The sequence below is a fragment of the Bartonella sp. B1099 genome, assembly GCF_944801835.1.
In the GTDB taxonomy this organism is placed as follows: Bacteria; Pseudomonadota; Alphaproteobacteria; order Rhizobiales; family Rhizobiaceae; genus Bartonella.
Genome location: NZ_CALYLN010000003.1, coordinates 68,070 through 89,010, shown reverse-complemented (window position 1 = coordinate 89,010; position 20,941 = coordinate 68,070). Strand labels below are relative to the sequence as shown.

At 38.1% G+C, this 20,941-nt stretch carries 13 protein-coding genes; 12 read left to right on the top strand and 1 reads right to left on the bottom strand.

The genetic code is table 11. The features are described from left to right. Positions 1-1,026 precede the first annotated feature (1,026 nt). The 9 genes from thiC to NNJ73_RS08930 all read left to right on the top strand — a co-directional run bounded on the left by thiC (position 1,027) and on the right by NNJ73_RS08930 (position 12,657). Positions 1,027-2,847 carry a phosphomethylpyrimidine synthase ThiC gene (thiC, locus tag NNJ73_RS08970; protein WP_256478114.1) on the top strand — a complete coding sequence of 607 codons (1,821 nt, stop codon included), beginning with the start codon at positions 1,027-1,029 and terminating at the stop codon, positions 2,845-2,847. Then, complete coding sequence (locus tag NNJ73_RS08965) at positions 2,844-3,794, top strand: FAD-dependent oxidoreductase (protein WP_254493761.1); 951 nt, start codon at positions 2,844-2,846, stop codon at positions 3,792-3,794. Before thiC ends, NNJ73_RS08965 begins: the two co-directional genes overlap by 4 nt. 3 nt (positions 3,795-3,797) lie before the next feature. Continuing rightward, complete coding sequence (gene thiS / locus NNJ73_RS08960) at positions 3,798-3,995, top strand: sulfur carrier protein ThiS (protein ID WP_254493760.1); 198 nt, start codon at positions 3,798-3,800, stop codon at positions 3,993-3,995. 5 nt (positions 3,996-4,000) lie between these two features. Next, positions 4,001-4,774 (top strand): thiazole synthase, encoded by a 774-nt coding sequence (locus NNJ73_RS08955; RefSeq protein ID WP_254472778.1) that lies wholly within the window; start codon positions 4,001-4,003, stop codon positions 4,772-4,774. Beyond that, positions 4,771-5,376 (top strand): thiamine phosphate synthase, encoded by a 606-nt coding sequence (locus NNJ73_RS08950; RefSeq protein ID WP_254493759.1) that lies wholly within the window; start codon positions 4,771-4,773, stop codon positions 5,374-5,376. The genes NNJ73_RS08955 and NNJ73_RS08950 overlap by 4 nt, the downstream gene beginning before the upstream one ends. Next, entirely contained in the window at positions 5,367-6,125 is a 759-nt protein-coding gene (locus tag NNJ73_RS08945; RefSeq protein WP_254493758.1) for a hydroxymethylpyrimidine/phosphomethylpyrimidine kinase, read from the top strand. The genes NNJ73_RS08950 and NNJ73_RS08945 overlap by 10 nt, the downstream gene beginning before the upstream one ends. Positions 6,126-6,512: 387 nt before the next feature. Next, a complete protein-coding gene (locus tag NNJ73_RS08940; RefSeq protein WP_254493757.1) occupies positions 6,513-7,352 on the top strand; it encodes a uracil-DNA glycosylase family protein in 840 nt (279 codons plus the stop codon). Between the two features lie 69 nt (positions 7,353-7,421). Next, entirely contained in the window at positions 7,422-10,049 is a 2,628-nt protein-coding gene (pepN, locus tag NNJ73_RS08935) for an aminopeptidase N (protein WP_254493756.1), read from the top strand. 286 nt (positions 10,050-10,335) lie between these two features. Next, complete coding sequence (locus NNJ73_RS08930) at positions 10,336-12,657, top strand: PAS domain-containing sensor histidine kinase (RefSeq protein WP_254493755.1); 2,322 nt, start codon at positions 10,336-10,338, stop codon at positions 12,655-12,657. On the opposite strand, the gene NNJ73_RS08925 is transcribed toward NNJ73_RS08930, so the two are convergent. Further along, complete coding sequence (locus tag NNJ73_RS08925; protein WP_254493754.1) at positions 12,644-13,189, bottom strand: methylated-DNA--[protein]-cysteine S-methyltransferase; 546 nt, start codon at positions 13,187-13,189, stop codon at positions 12,644-12,646. The two genes, NNJ73_RS08930 and NNJ73_RS08925, sit on opposite strands and share 14 nt — an antisense overlap. Before the next feature lie 705 nt (positions 13,190-13,894). On the opposite strand from NNJ73_RS08925, the gene carB reads away from it, so the two are divergent. The 3 genes from carB (at position 13,895) to NNJ73_RS08910 (ending at position 19,373) form a co-directional block, all read left to right on the top strand. Continuing rightward, positions 13,895-17,380: a carbamoyl-phosphate synthase large subunit gene (carB, locus tag NNJ73_RS08920; RefSeq protein WP_254493753.1), complete on the top strand. Its 3,486-nt coding sequence runs from the start codon at positions 13,895-13,897 to the stop codon at positions 17,378-17,380. A gap of 258 nt (positions 17,381-17,638) precedes the next feature. After that, positions 17,639-17,848, top strand: a complete 210-nt coding sequence (locus NNJ73_RS08915; protein WP_005773801.1) for a cold-shock protein — start codon at positions 17,639-17,641, stop codon at positions 17,846-17,848. Positions 17,849-18,170: 322 nt separating this feature from the next. Beyond that, positions 18,171-19,373 carry a pyridoxal phosphate-dependent aminotransferase gene (locus NNJ73_RS08910; RefSeq protein ID WP_254493752.1) on the top strand — a complete coding sequence of 401 codons (1,203 nt, stop codon included), beginning with the start codon at positions 18,171-18,173 and terminating at the stop codon, positions 19,371-19,373. The last annotated feature ends 1,568 nt before the right edge of the window (positions 19,374-20,941 follow it).

Sequence of the window (20,941 nt, the reverse complement as noted above, 5' to 3'; positions counted from 1 at the left end):
TAAATGCAATAACTTGTCATTTGCATAGAAAGTCGCTGATTTAAATTTTTTCATGAGACATTGTTATTTTTTAATTGTTAAGTCTCTCTTTTTATTATGATTTGTATTTAAAAAATTTAAAAGTTAGCTTCAAATTCTTTGCATACCTCATTATGTTTTTATTGACATGAGGGTGCTTTATTCTATTTCATTCAATTTATTTCTGAATTTGTATTACGAGATCAATACGAATGTTTTTTGAACAGAAATCTTGTTCAACCTCAATGCATCATAGAGAATATATTTAAATGATAATTTCCCCCTTCAGTAAACTGAAATACTAAGGAAAGATCACAGACTTTCCTCAAGTCCGAAGGTTGCATCCGATCCGGATATTAAGAAATATACCCTCGCCCCCAAGCGTTTATGAATACATCTCACCAGCTCTTTAAAACCAACGCCCTGTAACCGCCTGCTCTCTTCCCTTACTTAGAACAGCTCTCTCCGCGTATATATTTTATTATAGGTATATTTTTTTTGCAAGAACAATAAATCCTTTTGAACATGATCTCGCAATTATTGGTGTTCTCCTTAATTGATTACGATATAAAAGTAAGCACTCTCGTAAACTATTTTGCTAACTCATCTGCCTCATCAATCCAAACAACAAATGCCCGATTGATTTACATTTTCTACCCCCTCAGCTATCAAAGACAATTTCTTAATATATAAGTTTATCACTTCATAATACCCCTTTTTATTCTTAAAAAATACACCAAAATCGTTTAAAATATATCTTTGTGATTGACAATGTCCGTATTTACGCCAATCATACTAGTGCTAACAGAAGTGTTTATATGGGGGAGTGCAGATATTATTTAGATATTGCATTAATCTTTTCAAAATAAATTTTCTTAAACTTTATTGAAGATCACTGACTATAAAATGTTAGAAACATTTCTTCATTCAAGAATATATAATTGATCATTTGAATATATCCCCATGCCACCTTAGTTTTTGAACTCTGTGTTTAGAAGGAAAAAATTTGTGCCAAAAAATATTCCATCAATCAGTTGCAGCCCCTTTCCCGCCTCACGCAAAATTTATCAACAGAGTCCTCTTTTTTCTGATGTGCGTGTTCCATTGCGTGAAATTTCATTAACCAATGGGAGTGGTGAAAAACCTTTAAATGTTTACGATACTTCTGGTCCCTATACCGACAAAGATGCAATCATTGATCTTACAAAAGGGTTACCCGCAATTGGCTCATCTTGGCTCTCTAGGCGTGATGATACTGAACCTTATCCTGAACGTCCCATTAAACCTGAAGATAATGGATTAACGCGCTCTCCTATACCCGCTTTTGAAAAAAAACGGTCTATTTTGCGCGCAAAAAATGGTAAAGAAATTACACAAATGGCATATGCACGTGCAGGTATTATTACAGAAGAAATGGAATATGTTGCTATACGAGAAAATGAAGGGCTCTCAATAAAAGATCAACAACAAGTGCAACCCAATCCATTGAGTGGAGAAATACCAGAAATTTACACTGCGGAATTCGTTCGGAATGAAATTGCCTGTGGGCGTGCTATTATTCCTCAAAATATCAATCATCCAGAATGTGAACCAATGATTATTGGGCGCAATTTTCGTGTTAAAATTAATGCCAATATTGGCAATTCAGCCGTAACATCTTCAATGGCAGAAGAAGTTGATAAAATGGTTTGGGCTATTCGTTGGGGTGCAGATACAGTGATGGATCTCTCGACGGGGCGAAATATTCACAATATCCGTGAGTGGATTATTCGAAATTCTCCTGTACCCATCGGAACTGTTCCTCTTTATCAAGCTCTCGAAAAAGTACAAGGTATTGCTGAAAATTTAACATGGGACATTTTTCGCGATACTCTTATAGAACAAGCAGAACAAGGGGTTGATTATTTTACTATTCATGCTGGCTTAAGATTACCATTTATTCCAATGACCATTGATCGTGTAACAGGGATTGTGTCTCGGGGTGGTTCTATTATGGCAAAATGGTGTCTTCATCATCATAAAGAAAGCTTTCTCTATGAACATTTTGATGAAATTTGTGATATTGCAAGCACCTATGATATTTCTCTTTCCTTAGGAGATGGATTACGCCCTGGCTCTATTGCTGATGCTAATGATGAAGCCCAATTTGCTGAACTTAAGACTTTAGGAGAACTAACAAAAATTGCTTGGGGAAAAAATGTACAGGTTATGATTGAAGGACCAGGACATGTCCCAATGCACAAAATTAAAGAAAATATGGAACAGCAACTCGATCTTTGTCATGAAGCCCCTTTTTATACTTTGGGACCTCTTACAACTGATATTGCTCCTGGTTATGACCATATTACATCCGCCATTGGTGCGGCTATGATTGGATGGTTTGGAACCGCTATGTTGTGCTATGTAACACCTAAAGAACATCTAGGGCTTCCCGATAAAAATGATGTCAAAACGGGAGTTATCACTTATAAAATTGCCGCTCATGCTGCTGATCTTGCAAAAGGTTTGCCCAGCGCACAATTACGCGATAATGCTCTCTCACGAGCACGATTTGACTTTAGATGGCATGATCAATTCAACCTTTCTCTTGATCCAGAAACGGCTTGTGCCTTTCATGATGAAACAATGCCTAAAGATGCGCATAAATTGGTGCATTTTTGTTCTATGTGTGGACCAAAATTCTGTTCTATGCGTATTTCTCATGATATTCGTGATGCTGCATCACTCAAAAAAACAAAAGGTGAAGGTATGGTTGCTATGGCTGAAAAATATCAAGAAAGTGGTGACCTGTATGTCGAAGCCCCTCAAAAAAAGAGAGTCAACAGTTGAAGAATATTCTTATCAAAGGTGCGGGGGTCGGTGGTTTAACCGTTGCTTTTATGTTACAACAAAAAGGCGCCCATGTTACTGTATCGGCCCCTCCTTCTTCTCCTATAGGAACAGCAAGTTGGTATGCAGGCGGAATGCTTGCGCCTTACTGTGAAAGAGAAAATACTGAACAGATCGTTGAAGATCTTGGTGTACAAGCCATACAATGGTGGTTTAAAACATTTCCAGATCTTGTTATACGAAAAGGAACTTTCGTTGTCGCACCAGCACGAGATAAGGTAGAACTTGAACGATTTTCAGCGCGGACACATCATTATAGAATTATAAACGGTGAAGAAATAGCGCGTCTTGAACCTGATCTTGCAGAACGTTTTAACCATGCGCTTTTTTATGAAAATGAAGCCCATCTTGATCCTCGTAAAGCGCTCATTGCTTTAAAAGAAATCTTGATAAAAAATGGTGCCTGTTTTGTTGATGTCAAAACATCTGAAATAAATTTTGATATGATCATTGATGCAACAGGAATAGCACGTTTAGGAAAAGATAAAAATATACGGGGGGTGCGTGGTGAAATGCTGCTCGTACGCTGTAGGGATATTAAACTTTCCCGCCCCATTCGTCTTCTTCATCCACGCATCCCACTCTACATTGTTCCGCGACAAGATAATATTTTTATGATTGGCGCAACAATGATTGAAAGTGACTTTGACGGTGCCATCTCTGTGAGATCAATGATGGAATTGCTCAACGCAGCCTATACATTGCATCCTGCTTTTGCTGAAGCAGAAATTGTTGAATCTGGCGTTGGAGTCCGCCCAGCTTATCCTGATAACTTCCCTTCTGTATACAAATATGGTAATCATATTTCTATAAACGGATTTTATAGACATGGTTTTCTTTTATCTCCAGAAATGGCAAAACGAGCGGTAAAATTGGCATTGGAATAAAATATGCAAATCTTTGTTAATGGTGAAAAAATTCAAACAGAAACCACTTTTCTCAATCTCTTGCTTGAGGAATTGGGGTATGAAGGAAATTGGCTCGCAACTGCTGTTAATGCGGAAGTTATTCCTGTAGAAGCACGCGACCAATTTATTTTACATGAAGGAGATAAAGTAGAAATTTTAAGCCCAATGCAAGGAGGCTAATATTTATGTTGAATCTTTATGGACGTGAATTCTCATCTCGTCTTATGTTAGGTACAGCGCAATATCCCTCACCTGCTGTTCTTCGTGATGCTGTTCATAAATCGAATACAGAAATTGTAACCGTTTCATTACGCCGCGAAAGCGCTGGTGGCAAACAAGGGGGACAATTTTGGCAATTCCTTCAAGAGCTTGATATAACGATACTTCCCAATACCGCAGGTTGTTACACTGTTAAAGAAGCTGTAACAACAGCCCATTTAGCACGAGATCTCTTCAAAACCTCTTGGATTAAACTCGAAATTATCGGGAATGCCGATACCTTACAGCCCAATGTTTTTGCCCTCATCGAAGCAGCGCAAATTTTAAATAGTGAAGGTTTCCATATTTTTGCCTATACAACCGATGATCTCATTGTTGCTGAAAAACTTTTAGATGTTGGTTGCCAAGTTATTATGCCTTGGTGTGCGCCTATTGGCTCTGCCAAAGGTCCTCATAATACTGATGGACTGCGTTCTATTCGCGCTTATCTTCCTGATGTTACTCTTGTGATTGATGCCGGCATTGGACGTCCATCTCATGCTGCTGTTGCTATGGAAATGGGTTATGACGCAGTGCTTCTTAATACCGCAGTTGCTAAAGCAGGTGATCCTGTCTTGATGGCTGAAGCATTTTCTAAAGCTATCCAGGCAGGGCGTATGGGATATCAAGCAGGCATTCTTGAAGCACGCAATGTCGCCGTTCCTTCAACACCCGTTATTGGAAAAGCAGTATTTTCATGAAATTGGATCCATTTTACCTCATCGTTGATAATGCTGATTGGGTTGAACGCTTGGTTCCTCTTGGTATCAAACTCATACAACTGCGTATGAAAGACGAAGATCTTCAAACAATCCGTCAACATATCAAACGCGCAAAAAACATCTGTGATAAATGGGGAGCACAATTCATAATTAATGATCATTGGCGTATAGCCATTGATGAAAAATGCAATTTTATTCACCTTGGGCAAGAAGATCTAAGTAATGCTGATCTTCCTGCAATTCGCAAAAATGGTATAAGATTTGGTCTTAGCACCCATGATGAACATGAATTGGATATCGCCCTCTCTGTTCATCCTGACTATATTGCTCTTGGTCCTATTTATCCGACAATCTTAAAAAAAATGAAATGGCAACCTCAAGGATTAGAAAAAATCAAACAATGGAGAAAACGGATTGGTGCTTTACCTTTCGTTGGCATTGGTGGTTTAAACCCAGAACGCGCAATAGATGTTTTGAAAGTAGGAGCCAATAGTGCTGCTGTTGTCACAGACATTATCCTCCATAAAAAACCTGAAGAGCGGGTAGAACAATGGCTCAAGGTGACCCAGCCATGGCGTTAACACCTTCTGTTCTCATTGTTGCAGGCACCGATCCAACAGGAGGAGCTGGAATTGTTCGTGATATAGAAACAGCTGCATATTTTCATATCAAAGCCAATTTAGCCATTACTTGTGTCAATGTACAAGATGATCATCACGTTGCTGAAATTGTGCCCATGAATGAAAAACTTGTTGCTGCGCAAATGCGCATTGCCCTAGAGGCTCATTCAATCAGCGCAATAAAAATTGGTATGACAGGAAATCAAGCCATTATAGCAGCAATTTGTCGTGTGCTCGAAGATTATCCCCATATTCCTGTTATTCTTGATCCTGTACTGATTGCCTCATCGGGGGGAAAACTAACAACGGAAAAAATCATAGAAATTATGATCAACCAGCTTCTCCCATATGTTACTCTCTTAACACCAAATAGAGATGAGCTCGCTCTTCTTAGCCAAACCCCACTGGCATTTCATCATGAAGAGACAATACAACAAGCAAAAAAACTTTTGTCATTTGGCGCTCGTTCTATTTTAGTAAAAGGGGGGCATGCAGAGGGACCTCTTGCAATTGATAGCTTCATTGACAAAATGGAAGTCATCAATATTTCTGCTCCACGTTTAAAAGGAACAATGCGTGGAACAGGGTGCATTCTCTCAAGTGCTATTGCAGCCCATTTAGCACTCAATGAATCGCTTATTTCAGCTGTAAAAAAAGCAAAAGCATATACCCATACAGTTCTTTTAACCCATTGTAAAAACAGTTTTTAAATAATATAAGCTTATATAAAAGTAATATTTATGTATTTTATTTATATAAATAATATTTTATACTTAAATTTACTATAAAATATAATTTTCATTAATTATTAAATATAAAGTATAATGATAAATATTTTATTATTTAATCACTTGCATAAAAGTTAAAATTCTTTTACTATGACTAAATTAGTTTGTTTAAAAAGCTAAAATAGCGTATCTAAGTAAATTGTACATTTAACAATGTATATAATCGCGAACTTCCACATTTTATGATGTACCTTTTTTATGAAAAGAGAAAATGCTATCAGCGTTTTTAGGTACGAACAAACAGATTTATAAAACTTGAAGGATAATTTTGTTTGATCTATAAATACTAGATCATTAGAAAAAAATAAAATGTTAAATCAAACGCCGTACTCAATTTCTTATGAAGAACTTTTGAACTTTTATAAAGAAAGTGGTGTGGATGCTGTTCTGACAGACTTGCCTATTGATCGCTTTAAGCAGCTTCCTTCTTCCGAGAGAAAATTAGCACCTGTTGTGAACATTTCTCATAATCAACAAACATCCCCCAAAACATCTCCAACTATAAAATTAGATCATCATCCGCTCCATGACTCGAGGGCTATACAAAACGAACCTGCTGCTATAGAGAGTGCCAAGAATGCAAAAACACTTGATGAATTAAAATCTGCTCTTCTTGCATTTAATGGCTGTTCATTAAAATTGACAGCAAAAAACACCTGTTTTTCAGATGGAACAGCAGGAAGCCCCCTGATGCTTATAGGCGAAGCCCCAGGACGAGAAGAGGATATACAAGGCATTCCTTTTGTGGGAAAAGCAGGAATGTTACTGAATAAAATCCTCGCATCAATTGGCTTAACAAGAAACAATGTGTACATTGCTAATACTATTCCTTGGCGTCCTCCAGGAAATCGTACACCAACACCAAGAGAAATTGCCTTGTGCCGCCCTTTTATTGAACGACACATTTATTTAGCACGTCCTCGTGTGCTTATAGCACTGGGAGGCGTTGCGGCACAGTTCCTTACCGGATCTCAAAATGGGATCATCCGAACACGAGGAAAATGGCATGTTTATGAAAGTGAGGATAATATAAAAATACCTGTTATGCCAACTTTCCACCCCGCTTACCTTCTTAGAACCCCTAGTCAAAAGAAGCTTACATGGATAGACTTCTTAGAAGTAAAAAATCGTCTCAATAGCCTTTTGTAATTCTTTAATCTTCTTTGACACTAAAATTAAAAACCTTCTTTAACTCTTAAAACACGAATGGGAAAAACTATGGAACAGCCAACAACAGCTCTTTATCGTTTGGAAGACTATCAGCCAACCCCTTACGCTATCCCTAAAACACAACTTTCTTTCCAATTGGCACCAACAAAAACCTCTGTTACAGCCATATTGTCTATTGAACCCCGTCATGATACAAAAGAATTAACACCTCTTGTACTTTCAGGCAATGACCTTACTTTAATCTCTGTTGCGATTAATGGTGAGGTATTGCTCCCAAACGCTTATAAAGTTACGCCTTCACGTTTAGAAATTACCACGCCACCAACAGCTCCTTTTACCTTACAATTGGTCACGGAACTAAACCCTGAAAGCAACCGTCAGCTTATGGGGCTTTATCTTTCAAATGGTGTTTATTGCACACAATGTGAATCGGAAGGTTTTCGTCGTATGACTTATTTTTACGACCGCCCAGATGTTCTTTCTACCTATAGAGTGAAAATTGAAGCCGATTCCCAAACAATCCCTATCTTGCTTTCAAACGGTAATCTGATGGAAACAGGAACTTTAGAGAATAATCGCCATTTTGCCGTTTGGGAAGATCCTTATCCTAAACCATCTTATCTCTTTGCTTTGGTAGGTGGTGATCTTGATAAGTTAGAGGACCATTTTACGACTGCATCTGGACGACGTGTCGAACTTGGTATTTATGTAGAAAAAGGAAAAACCAAACGCGCTGCTTATGCTATGGATGCGCTCAAACGTTCCATGCGTTGGGATGAACAATGTTTCGGACGCGAATATGATCTTGATGTTTTCAATATTGTTGCTGTTTCAGACTTTAACATGGGAGCAATGGAAAACAAAGGTCTTAATATTTTTAATGATAAATATGTTCTTGTCGATCCTGAAACAGCAACCGATCAGGATTATAGAAATGTTGAACGCGTCATTGCTCACGAGTATTTCCATAATTGGAGCGGTAATCGTATTACCTGTCGCGATTGGTTTCAACTCTGTTTAAAAGAAGGATTCACTGTTTATCGTGATCAAGAATTTTCATCAGATCAAAATGTACGCAGCCTACAGCGAATTGAAGATGTAAAAACATTAAAAGCGACGCAATTTGTCGAAGATGCAGGACCTCTTGCTCATCCGGTCCGTCCTCGTCAATATAGCCAAATTAATAATTTTTACACCACAACGGTTTACGAAAAAGGTGCTGAAGTTGTTCGCATGATACGAACAATTTTAGGTCCCTCTCTGTTTCGTAAAGGCACTGATCTTTATTTTCAACGGCATGATGGACAAGCTTGTACCATTGAAGATTTTATCACCTGTTTTGCTGAAGTGTCTGGCCGAGATTTCTCCCAATTTATGCTGTGGTATGAACAAGCTGGAACCCCCAACGTAGAAATCGATAGTCATTATCGTGATGGTGTTTTAACAATTCATGCAAAGCAACATATTCCCGCAACCCCACAACAAAATACAAAAAAGCCCATGCTTCTTCCTATTGGATTTGGCTTGCTGGGATCTAATGGAGAACGCCTCGCTTATGAAGCGGAGACAGATATTCAATCAGACGTTATGCTGTTGTCCAAGGAAAGCCAAACCTTTACATTAAAAGGGCTTTGTGAAAAACCTGTTTTATCACTGCTGCGCGATTTTTCTGCGCCAATCATTCTACACACCCCATTCAATGAAAGCGAACTTATTTTTCTTGCGCAACATGATGACAATCATATCAATCGCTGGCAGTCTCTTAATCAATTAATGACACAAGCTTTGATTGAAAGCATTCAAGATAAAACACAGACAAAAGCAACACTCCCCTCTGCTTTGCTAAAGCTGATTGAAACGATCATAACAGATGAAAACTTAGAGCCTGAATTTCGTGCCTTCTGTTTAAATTTACCTAGTGAAGTTGAGCTTGCTCATACAATTGGTAAAAATATTGACCCAGATCGTATTCATTATATCCGCAATCAGTTTTTAGCTTCACTTGCAAAAACACATCAAAAGCTCTTAACAAAGTTCTATGGGCAAATGCAAACCCAAGAACCCTATTTACCAAACACTATACAAGCTGGAAAGCGAGCATTCAAGAATATCATACTGGATTATCTTTCCATCGCCGAAGCCAATCCAAATCGCGCTGCTCTACAATATGCAACAGCTGATAATATGACTGATCGAATGGCAAGTATCGCTGTTCTCGTGAAGCATTTTAATGAAAGTGAGCAGGCACAAAATGCTTTAAATGATTTTGAAAACCGCTATCGGCATGACCCTTTGGTCATGGATAAATGGTTTTCTATTCAAGCAATGGTTGCTGGCGCATCAACACTCGAGAATGTTCAAAAGCTCATGCAACACCCGCTGTTCTCACAAGATAATCCTAATCGTGTACGGTCCTTGATCGGTGTCTTTGCCTCTCATAACCCCACAGGCTTCAACAGAATGGATGGAGCATCTTATCATTTTCTTTGCCAAATCATTTTAGAAATTGACAAAACAAATCCACAGCTTGCTTCACGATTATTAACCATGATGCGCTCGTGGCAACAATTAGAACCCATTCGGCAACAAAAACTTGAAACTGAATTAAAAACAATTGCTGCTGCGCCAAAATTATCAAGCGATGTCGCTGATATCATCAACCGTCTGCTCACTTAAAATAAAAAAATATTTTAAATCAATATGATATTATTTTTTTAAATAAATTCTAAAAACACCTCGATCACCATTAAACCGATAAATAGGCAATCCAAGCCTGTTTATCGGTCATGTTTCAAATACCTTTTTCCTTTTCATATTCCACATTCATAAAAGTAAAATACTTTTTTTTAAAAAAAGACTGGACAGAAGACTCCTGTTTTGATTCACTGCGCTTTGATGGGGTTACTCATGAAGATCGAAGCAATTTTTAAATCACATTATTTCGGAATTAGAGGAACAAGAGATGACTAAATTGGACGCATATAATGCGCCAACGGAAATATATGCTGATTCAAAATCGAGCGCTCAAAATCTTAAAGCGCAGACAAAACCTATTCATCTGCTTTCTGGCTCTGCTTATCAAAAGCTTCTCTTTATTGAACCTTGGTTACGACGCTCACTTCCATTTGTCATTGTCGCATTTCTCATTGTTCTTGCAGTCATTCGTTTTGTATCAATCTATGATTGGCGCAATACAATTGATAAAAGCACGCGTTCTACCCTCACGCTCTTAGCTTCTCATATTACCAATACAATTGATCATGACTTATTGGTTATTTCTCAGAAAGGAAAAGTCTCTGTCCTTTCTCATGATCATTTGCAAAATATCCTCACCACTTTTCGCAATCAAGATCTTATCAATCCCAGCACTCTCATCGCCGTTGTTGATCAAAAAGGCAATATCTTGGCTTCATCTAGTTCAGAAATCATCTTAGGAAAACCTTTACAAGATTTTATCTCTGACAGCATTGCTTTACAATCTCTTGGACAACACGCTGGAATTATGAAAATTACAATAGGCAAGGATACCCCTGCTCTTGCTTCATTTCATCAAACAAAAAACGGGCAATATGGCGTATTCATTAGCGAAAAGATGCAAGATAGCACTATGGAATGGCGCAGATTTTTTTCGCTTAATATAACCCTCTTCATTGGAACAAGCGGTATTATTCTTGTTCTTCTTTATGCTTATTATAATCAACTTTTACGAGCACGTAAGACAGATCTTGTTTCAGAAAAAATTCAAAACCGTATTGATATGGCAATGATGCGTGGGCGTTGTGGATTATGGGATTGGAATATGGCAAGTGGACGCGTCTATTGGTCACGAGCAATGTATGAAATGCTTGGCTATGTCCCTCAAGATGCATTGCTCTCCATTTCCCAAATTAGCGCCATTATCAACCCTAATGATGCCAATTTTTTTGACCTTGCTCAAGAATTAATGGGAGGCAAAAAAAAACATATCGATATCAATGTTCCCATGCGTCATGCTGATGGTCATTATGTATGGATGCGGCTTCGCGCCGAAGTTACTGAAGAAGAAGAACCCCATTTGGTTGGTATTTCCTTCGACATTAGTGAACAACAACAATTGGCTGAACAAACAGCGCAAGCCGATCTTCGTATCCGTGACGCGATTGAAAATATTTCAGAATCTTTTGTCTTGTGGGATGCTGAGGGACGTTTAGTCATGTCCAATAGCAAATTTTGCGAATATGCCGCTATTCCTCAACAAATTCTACAATCAGGGATCCAACGTGCAACCGTCGAAGCCATGGCTCGCCCTGCACTCAGTGAATACCCTCTCAAAGATGACGGTCACGGTAACTTAACCAGTATTCGCCAAACAGCAGATGGTTATTGGCTTAAAATTAATGAACGGCGAACCCAAGACGGAGGATTGGTTTGTATTGGTACGGATATTTCTGAGCTTAAACAACAACAGGAAAAATTTGAAGACAGTGAAAGGCGTCTTTTTTCTTTTATTCAAGAACTCAAACGCACTAGAGGGAGTGCTCAACAACGCGCAACAGAAGTGGAAAAACTTAATAAAAGTCTGAAAGCAGAAAAAGAGCGTGCCGAAAGTGCAAATAAAGCTAAATCAGAATTTTTAGCCAATATGTCTCATGAATTGCGCACACCTCTGAACGCTATTCTCGGCTTTTCAGATATCATGTTACAATCGACTTTTGGCCCTCTTGGTTCACAGCGCTATAAGGAATATATGCATGATATTTACAATTCAGGAACCCATCTTCTAACTCTTATCAATGATATCCTTGATATGTCAAAAATCGAAGCTGGAAGATTTACGCTTGATTGTAAAAATACCGATCTTGAGCCCATTATTAGTGAAGCAGTACGAACGCTTACACCACAGGCTCAAGAAAAAAATATTGCTGTTACAACAAACATTACACCAGAACTTCATGCTGAAGTCGATGGGCGTGCAATGAAACAGATTTTCCTTAATCTCATCTCTAATGCGGTTAAATTTACGCCTTCTGGTGGAAATATCGATGTCTGCGCTTTCAAGAAAAAAAATAACCTTATTTTTAAAATTACCGATACAGGTGTTGGTATTCCGCAATCAGCCATCAAAAAACTTGGGCAACCTTTTGAACAAGTTGAAAATCAGCTGACTAAATCTCATACGGGCTCAGGTCTTGGATTAGCCATTTCACGCTCGTTATTAGAACTACACAAAGGGAAACTTGAAATTACTTCAAAAGAAATGAAAGGAACAACCGTAACGATTATAATGCCCATCACACAAGATTAAATTTGTTTTTAATCTCCTCTGTTTGTTCCCGTTGTAACAAAATCTGTTTCCGTTTAATACCCCAACGATATCCTGAAATAAAACCATTTTTACGGACAACACGATGACAAGGAATAATGATAGCCAATTCATTACGCGCACATGCATTAGCAACGGCACGAAAAGCTTTTGGCATCCCCAAACGACATGCTAATTCCTCATATGAAATTGTTTCACCACACGGTATATCGCATAATTGTGCCCATACTTGCCGTTGAAAAACGGTACCCTTTATATCTAGGGGTAAATTATATTTTTTTACCAACTTAGGCGTTTCTATCATGGCTATAATATGGGCAACCTCTCTCTTAAATGCATTGTCACCCACAACTTGTTGTGCACCACCAAAGCTTACCGTAAACTCCTGTAATAATTGCTCTGTGGTATCTCCTAATGCAGTATAACAAATCCCCTTTTGAGATTTAGCCACTAAAAGTTTTCCTATGGATACATCTTCCAGATAGAATATTTTCTTTTGGGAAATATTCAGCATTTTAACTTTCTCTCTATTTTAAAAAACTTTGAACATAACCTATAATAAAGGGAGAGTAGTTACATCTTTTAAAACCAAACATGATTATCCTGAAATTATCTTCTTCGTTATTGTACTAAAATACACTCTCACGATTTTATGGTCTGAAAACAGACAGAAATTGGCTTTCTTCTTCCCCTAAAAAAAACAAGACTGCAACCAGAGTCAATCTTGAAATAAAACAGCTTTTTCTCTCACAGTTTCCAGCCCTAAACACTTCAATATAGTTCACTTCATAAATTCTCCTGAAATCCTAGATTGAATTTTATCACATACTCTAACAAAAAATACTTCATATATCATTTTCATGCCCTATATCATCCTCTAAACAGCAGTGTTTTACAAAACAAAAAGATAAACTTCCCCTTTCATTTTACGAAACTTCATCAAAACATAATGATTTATGTTTTATTCCCCACGAATGCTTGAATATTCTTGTTTTTTTGAGCACTCTTATTTTCTTACCAAATGTTATCCTTTTGATATACTGATCAGGTAATTCAACCCAAAAAAGGAATTTATTTTCAATTTTATGAAAAAAAGCATGGAAAAGGCATTTTAGTGCTTACTTTCTTTGTCACTTAACTTATAAAATGACTATAGCCTCAAAACTTAAATATTTTTCTTGCCACAATCGTGTACGGATATTTGTCATAGGAAAAAACCATGCCCAAACGCACAGATATAAAATCTATTCTTATCATCGGAGCAGGACCTATTATTATTGGTCAGGCATGTGAATTTGACTATTCAGGCACACAAGCCTGTAAAGCATTAAAAGAAGAAGGATACCGGATTATTTTGGTCAATTCTAATCCTGCCACGATTATGACAGATCCAGATCTCGCTGATGCAACTTATATAGAGCCCATTACGCCTGAGATTGTTGCTAAAATTATTGCTCATGAACGTCCCGATGCCCTTTTGCCCACCATGGGAGGACAAACAGCTCTCAATACCGCTTTATCATTAAAGCGTATGGGGATTTTAGACCGCTATCATGTTGAAATGATAGGAGCCAATGCCGAAGCGATTGATAAAGCGGAGGATCGTGCTTTATTCCGCCAAGCGATGGCAAAAATCGGTTTGGAAACACCACGGTCTATGTTAGCCAATGCCACAGAACTGAAAGAAGAAAATCGCCAGCAACATGCAAAAACGCGTGCTGAACTTAAAGAAAAACTTTCTGGTGCAGCCCTTGAAAAAGCCCTCGAAGAACTTGAACGCAACTGGCGACATACCGAAGTTGATCGCAAACAGCATTATATCGCCCATGCAACAGCAAAAGCAGTTCAAGCGCTTGATGTTGTTGGGCTTCCAGCTATTATTCGTCCTTCATTTACCCTTGGTGGAACCGGGGGTGGAATTGCGTATAATCGCTCTGAATTTTATGAAATTATTGAACGGGGGCTTGAAGCTTCTCCTACAACAGAAGTTTTAATTGAAGAAAGTGTTTTAGGATGGAAAGAATATGAGATGGAAGTTGTTCGTGATAAGAACGACAACTGTATCATTGTTTGTTCTATTGAAAACATTGATCCGATGGGTATTCATACCGGTGATTCGATCACTGTAGCCCCTGCTCTCACCTTAACCGATAAGGAATATCAACGTATGCGCAATGCTTCGATTGCGGTCTTGCGTGAAATTGGTGTTGAAACGGGAGGATCCAATGTACAGTTTGCTGTTAATCCTGAAAATGGGCGTCTCATTGTTATTGAAATGAATCCGCGCGTTTCTCGCTCTTCAGCACTTGCTTCAAAAGCAACGGGTTTTCCCATTGCCAAGATAGCTGCAAAACTCGCCGTTGGCTATACACTTGATGAATTGAAAAATGATATCACAGGTGGTGCGATACCAGCATCATTTGAGCCTTCTATTGACTATATCGTGACCAAAATTCCTCGTTTTGCTTTCGAAAAATTTCCTGGATCATCATCTGTCCTTACGACTGCGATGAAATCTGTAGGAGAGGTCATGGCCATTGGACGTACTTTTCAAGAATCATTACAAAAAGCACTCCGTGGACTTGAAACAGGACTTACTGGTTTTGATGAAATTATCATCCCAGAACATGCTGAAGGTGATGAAAAAAGTTCTATACGCTCAGCCATTGCCATACCAAGTCCTGACCGTCTACGCTATGTTGCTGAAGCTATGCGCGCGGGCTTACCCTTAAATGAAATTCACCAAATCAGCAAAATTGACCCATGGTTTTTAGAACAAATAGCCTCCATCGTTGAAATGGAGCAGCGTATCCGCATCCATGGATTACCTCAAGATCAAGATAACTTACGTATGTTAAAAGCTATGGGATTTTCGGATGCGCGATTAGCTACCCTTACCGGAAAAGAACCCGATGATATCGCCGCTTTACGTAAATCACTGAATGTTAAACAAGTCTTCAAACGGATTGATACTTGTGCTGCTGAATTTTCTTCTCCTACAGCCTATATGTATTCAACATACGAAGTTCCCTTTGCCGGTATAGAGCGCTCAGAGGCACAGATTTCTGAACGCAAAAAAATTGCGATTTTAGGTGGTGGTCCCAACCGCATTGGACAAGGAATTGAATTTGATTACTGTTGCTGCCACGCGGCTTTTGCCCTACGTGATGCAGGCTTTGAAGCGATTATGATTAACTGCAATCCTGAAACCGTTTCAACTGACTATGATACCTCTGATCGTCTTTACTTCGAATCTTTAACAACAGAAGATGTTATCGCTATTTTAGAAGCAGAACAGGAAAAAGGTGAACTCGTTGGAGTCATCGTTCAATTTGGTGGACAAACCCCCTTAAAATTAGCAAGCGCTCTCGAAAAACACAACATTCCCATCTTAGGGACTTCACCTGACGCCATCGATTTAGCAGAAGATAGAGATCGCTTTCAAAAACTATTATTTAAACTTAACTTAACACAACCTAAAAATGGAATTGCCCACTCTATCGAACAAGCACGCCTCATTGCCCATGAACTAGGATTCCCATTGGTTGTGCGTCCTTCTTATGTTTTAGGAGGGCGTGCTATGCAAATTATCCGTGACGAGCGAAGCTTGCAAAATTATTTACTTGAAAGTGTTCCTGAATTAATTCCAGAAGATATCAAAGCTCGTTATCCCAACGATAAAACAGGACAAATCAATATATTGCTTGGTAAAAATCCGCTTCTCTTTGACACTTATCTAACAGAAGCCATTGAAGTAGATGTTGATTGTCTGTGTGATGGCAAAGAAACACTGATTGTGGGAATTATGGAACATATTGAAGAGGCTGGGATCCACTCCGGTGATTCAGCATGTTCTTTACCAGTTCATACGCTCTCACAGAACATCGTCACTGAATTAGAGCGCCAAACAAAAGCATTAGCACAAGCACTTCATGTTCGTGGCTTAATGAATGTACAATATGCCATTAAAGATGACACTATTTATGTCTTAGAAGTTAATCCCCGCGCTTCGCGGACAGTTCCATTTGTTGCGAAAACAATTGGTCGCCCTATTGCTAAAATGGCTGCACGTATTATGGCAGGAGAAACACTGCACAATGCTCTCCAAGCTTATGGTGGATTACCTTCTTCGCAGAAAAAACAACATATTGCCGTCAAGGAAGCCGTGTTTCCTTTTGCCCGTTTTTCAGGTGTTGATACGCTTCTTGGTCCAGAAATGCGCTCAACCGGTGAAGTTATGGGACTTGACTATGAGTTTGCGCTTGCTTTTGCTAAAGCGCAACTTGGAGCTGGTGTAAAACTCCCTAAGGAAGGAACTTTATTCGTTTCTGTAAGAGATGAAGACAAAAAACGCATCTTAAATCCTGTAAAACGTTTAACAGAGCTTGGCTTTTCTGTTGTTGCCACAAGTGGAACACAAAAATTTCTCGCTGAACATCATGTTGAGGCAAAAAAAATCAACAAAGTTCTAGAAGGTCACCCGCATATTGAAGATGCTATTCGTAATCGCCAAATTCAATTGATTTTTAATACAACCAGCACAGCCAGTGCTATCTCAGACTCCAAATCATTACGCTATGCCGCACTCATGCAAAATGTCCCCTATTATACAACAATAGCGGGAGCCAAAGCTGTCGTAGAAGCGATCAAAGCACTCAAAAAAAAGCGTCTTGAGGTACGTTCTCTGCAAAGTTATTTCAGTTGAATTCCTTACCATGTGGAAAAGCACACGCTTTTTGATAGTCTTTCTTGATTTTTTCTTTGTGTAAAAAATAGTAATTAAAGCTTGCTTTTTATGCTAAAGGCTTTTATATGCGGTCTATCGAATTTTCGGTTACGTGACTTTCTTTCCTGTGCGTTCTGCACTTTTGACGAAACTTCTCCCACCTAATTTCGATTTACAACCGTAGTGAAGAATTATATCTTCAGTACACAATATAATTATATATCTAAGGAGTTTCCTATGTCTACAGGAACAGTTAAGTGGTTTAATACAACAAAAGGTTTTGGATTCATTCAGCCTAGTGATGGCAGTGCAGATGTATTTGTACACATTTCCGCCGTTGAGCGTTCTGGTCTAACCAATCTTAATGAAGGGCAAAAAATTTCTTATGATGTTCTTCAAGATCGTCGTTCAGGAAAATTTGCTGCTGGCAACCTTGCAGCCCTTTAAAGTTTAAATTCTGCAATATTTTATTTAAAAATCTTCGTCTATAACGACGAAGATTTTTTTACTTTGTATAAAGCAAAATTGATCTTAACAAAAGAAAACACTGCTTATCTATTTTGCACAATTTATCAAGATATTTCTCTCCTTCCTCTAATACTTTTATAGTCCTTAAGAGAAGAATTCCTTGTCAAAATTCTCAAAAAACAACACTATAAAAAACCATATCAAAGTATTTTAGAAGTTTTTTATTGCATACAATATAATCTCTTATAGAATATCCTTAAAGCAATAATCATCTATTGATATAATATAAGGATTTTTAATTATGGCTTTTATTGCCGACAAGCTGTCTCGTATCAAACCTTCTGCAACAATTGCTGCTTCCCAAAAAGCTCGTCACTTAAAAACATTAGGACGCAATGTTATTGCCTTAAGTGCTGGAGAACCAGACTTTGATACCCCAGACAACATCAAAAACGCGGCCATTGAAGCTATTCGAAGGGGAGAAACAAAATACCCTCCTATATCTGGAATTCCAGAATTGCGCCAAGCAATTTCTGCAAAGTTTAAAAGAGAAAATAACCTTCTTTATCAACCAGAACAAATTATTGTTGGGACCGGTGGAAAACAAATTCTCTTTAATGCATTGATGGCAACTTTGAATAAAGGAGATGAAGTCATCATTCCATCCCCTTATTGGGTGAGTTATCCAGAAATGGTCGCACTTAACGATGGTACGCCTGTCTTTTTAGAAACAAAAGCCGAATTTTCTTATAAACTCCAACCACAAGAGCTTGAAGCGGCCATTACCCCCAAAACAAAATGGTTCATTTTTAACTCTCCTTCAAATCCATCAGGGGCCGCTTATACATATCATGAATTGAAAAAACTCACAGATGTTTTAGTAAAATATCCTCATGTCTCTATCCTTTCAGATGATATTTATGAACATCTCACGTATGAAGGTTTTACCTTTGTGACTCCCGCTCAAGTAGAACCAGCGCTTTATGAGCGTACACTCACAATGAATGGTGTTTCCAAAGCCTATGCGATGACGGGCTGGAGAATCGGTTATGCAGGGGGACCACAAGAACTCATTAAAGCTATGGATATCATTCAAGGTCAGCAAACATCTGGCACGAGTGTTATTTCACAATGGGCTGCTGTTGAAGCACTCAATGGACCTCAAGACTTTATCGCTAAAAATAAAAGTATTTTTCAAGCACGCCGTAATCTCGTTGTTTCCATGCTAAACCAAACTCCTGGCATTCATTGTCCAACACCTGAAGGTGCTTTTTATGTTTATCCTTCTTGCGCAGAACTTATTGGCAAAAAAACACCAAACGGCCAATGTATTCAGAATGATGAAGACTTTGCTATAGCGCTTCTAGAAACAGAAGCTGTTGCTGTCGTCCAAGGATCTGCTTTTGGACTTGGGGCAGCTTTTCGTATCTCTTATGCAACATCAGAAAAATTACTGGAAGAAGCTTGCACACGTATCCAGCGTTTTTGTAACAGTTTAATTTAAAATTTTTAACATCATCTCTTGTGAGAGTTTTTTGCAGAATATCAATCTATCCAACATACTATCGAAAGCTATATTAAGGACAGGGCCTATCGATTCAGCAAAAATATTCATGAATAAACATAACAAAAATAGAAGCTGCAGATAAAAATCAAAAAAATCCAGCAATCAAATAAATGAATCAGTCTGTTGTCATGAGAGATGAAAAACCTGTTTAGCCTCCTCTATCCAATTTATAACACTAAGAAAGACCTCGTGCTTTTCAACATAATCGCCCTGTATAATGAAACCTTTTCTATTACTTGGCTTCCTTTTCGCCAGAAAATGAAGAAAAGTCTATCCTTCTCCGTTGTGTAAATAGTCCAATTTCTCTTAAGTTTTCGCTATTAACCGCTTGATTAACTTTACAGGTTTTATGAACAAGCCTTTAATATTCATCCTCATAAACTTATAAAAAACACTTCATGTATAAAGTTTTACATGCTTTATAGCCCCCTAAAACAGAATTTTATGGTATAATAGAATAAATCTCTTTTAAATTCCTCGTTGAACTTTTAGTCTACCTAACGAATTTTTTTGATATTCATAAATTTTGAAATTTTCTCTTATCAATTTTCCCATGCGTTGCAATTTCTAAGCACTCTTTTAGGAATAAAAAAAAGCCGGACAAATGTCCGGCAAATCTGGAAAATCCTCAGAGATAAAATCAATCTGACAGATCTTCGTAAGGGAACACTCAAGAAAATGCAATGGGAGGCAACATAATCAAGAGATAGCATTCTATGTCATTTTATAAGCAGAAGCACAATAAAGACTTAAGCGTATCTGCTATGCAATAAACACATAGCTCTAATTTTTTCTCAATCTTGTATCTTTTTCATTAAATAGAAAGAGATCATCCTCATACGATTGTCGATTGTCCAATTTTCAATGTTACAATAGCCTTCACATTTGAGAGAATTTATAAGGGATATTTTATCCCTTTCTGCAAGAGTATTTATCCACACAAATGCCCTTCCACCGTATGACCTAAAATGGTTTTAGCAACCTTATGAGGGATATCGGTTGGTTCAAAAAGCTAATCCCGTAAACTAGAGTAAAACCTATGCAAACAAGCTCCAAGTTTATTTTTCTCATATCCTTTGATATACAGCTCTCAGCAAAGTAACTTTAACCTCTAACAGAAAAAAATCTTTGTGAGATAAGAGGTCTGTCTCAAGCCCCCCAACTCGCGACAGCGCTGTGTGGATGTTATAACGATAAAAGCCATTGAACCCCTCCATCTTTGTACTTGTTAAGGAGCCACCCCGGGCACCAACCATCACACATTTTGCCAGCCCCCATGTTTCGACAGCCCTTGGAACTTGAGATGGTTCAAAAGAGCATGCCTTTACAATTTTTATCCACACGTCCTACCCGCTTGTAACGTGCTCGCAAATGAATTGATTGACGATATAAATGGGTTTGGAATGAAAGAAGCTTAAAGTACTCAAGCTTCTAACTCAATATGAATAATGCTATACTATTATAAATCAATAAGTTGTATACTTACAACATCATGCAATGAATGA

Excerpts from the sequence above, each read along its gene's own strand:
- thiS (WP_254493760.1), top strand. The coding sequence starts at position 3,798 with ATGCAAATCTTTGTTAATGGTGAAAAAATTCAAACAGAAACCACTTTT.
- NNJ73_RS08955 (WP_254472778.1), top strand. The coding sequence starts at position 4,001 with ATGTTGAATCTTTATGGACGTGAATTCTCATCTCGTCTTATGTTAGGT.
- NNJ73_RS08950 (WP_254493759.1), top strand. The coding sequence starts at position 4,771 with ATGAAATTGGATCCATTTTACCTCATCGTTGATAATGCTGATTGGGTT.
- NNJ73_RS08945 (WP_254493758.1), top strand. The coding sequence starts at position 5,367 with ATGGCGTTAACACCTTCTGTTCTCATTGTTGCAGGCACCGATCCAACA.
- NNJ73_RS08940 (WP_254493757.1), top strand. The coding sequence starts at position 6,513 with ATGTTAAATCAAACGCCGTACTCAATTTCTTATGAAGAACTTTTGAAC.
- pepN (WP_254493756.1), top strand. The coding sequence starts at position 7,422 with ATGGAACAGCCAACAACAGCTCTTTATCGTTTGGAAGACTATCAGCCA.
- NNJ73_RS08930 (WP_254493755.1), top strand. The coding sequence starts at position 10,336 with ATGACTAAATTGGACGCATATAATGCGCCAACGGAAATATATGCTGAT.
- NNJ73_RS08925 (WP_254493754.1), bottom strand. The coding sequence starts at position 13,189 with ATGCTGAATATTTCCCAAAAGAAAATATTCTATCTGGAAGATGTATCC.
- carB (WP_254493753.1), top strand. The coding sequence starts at position 13,895 with ATGCCCAAACGCACAGATATAAAATCTATTCTTATCATCGGAGCAGGA.
- NNJ73_RS08915 (WP_005773801.1), top strand. The coding sequence starts at position 17,639 with ATGTCTACAGGAACAGTTAAGTGGTTTAATACAACAAAAGGTTTTGGA.
- NNJ73_RS08910 (WP_254493752.1), top strand. The coding sequence starts at position 18,171 with ATGGCTTTTATTGCCGACAAGCTGTCTCGTATCAAACCTTCTGCAACA.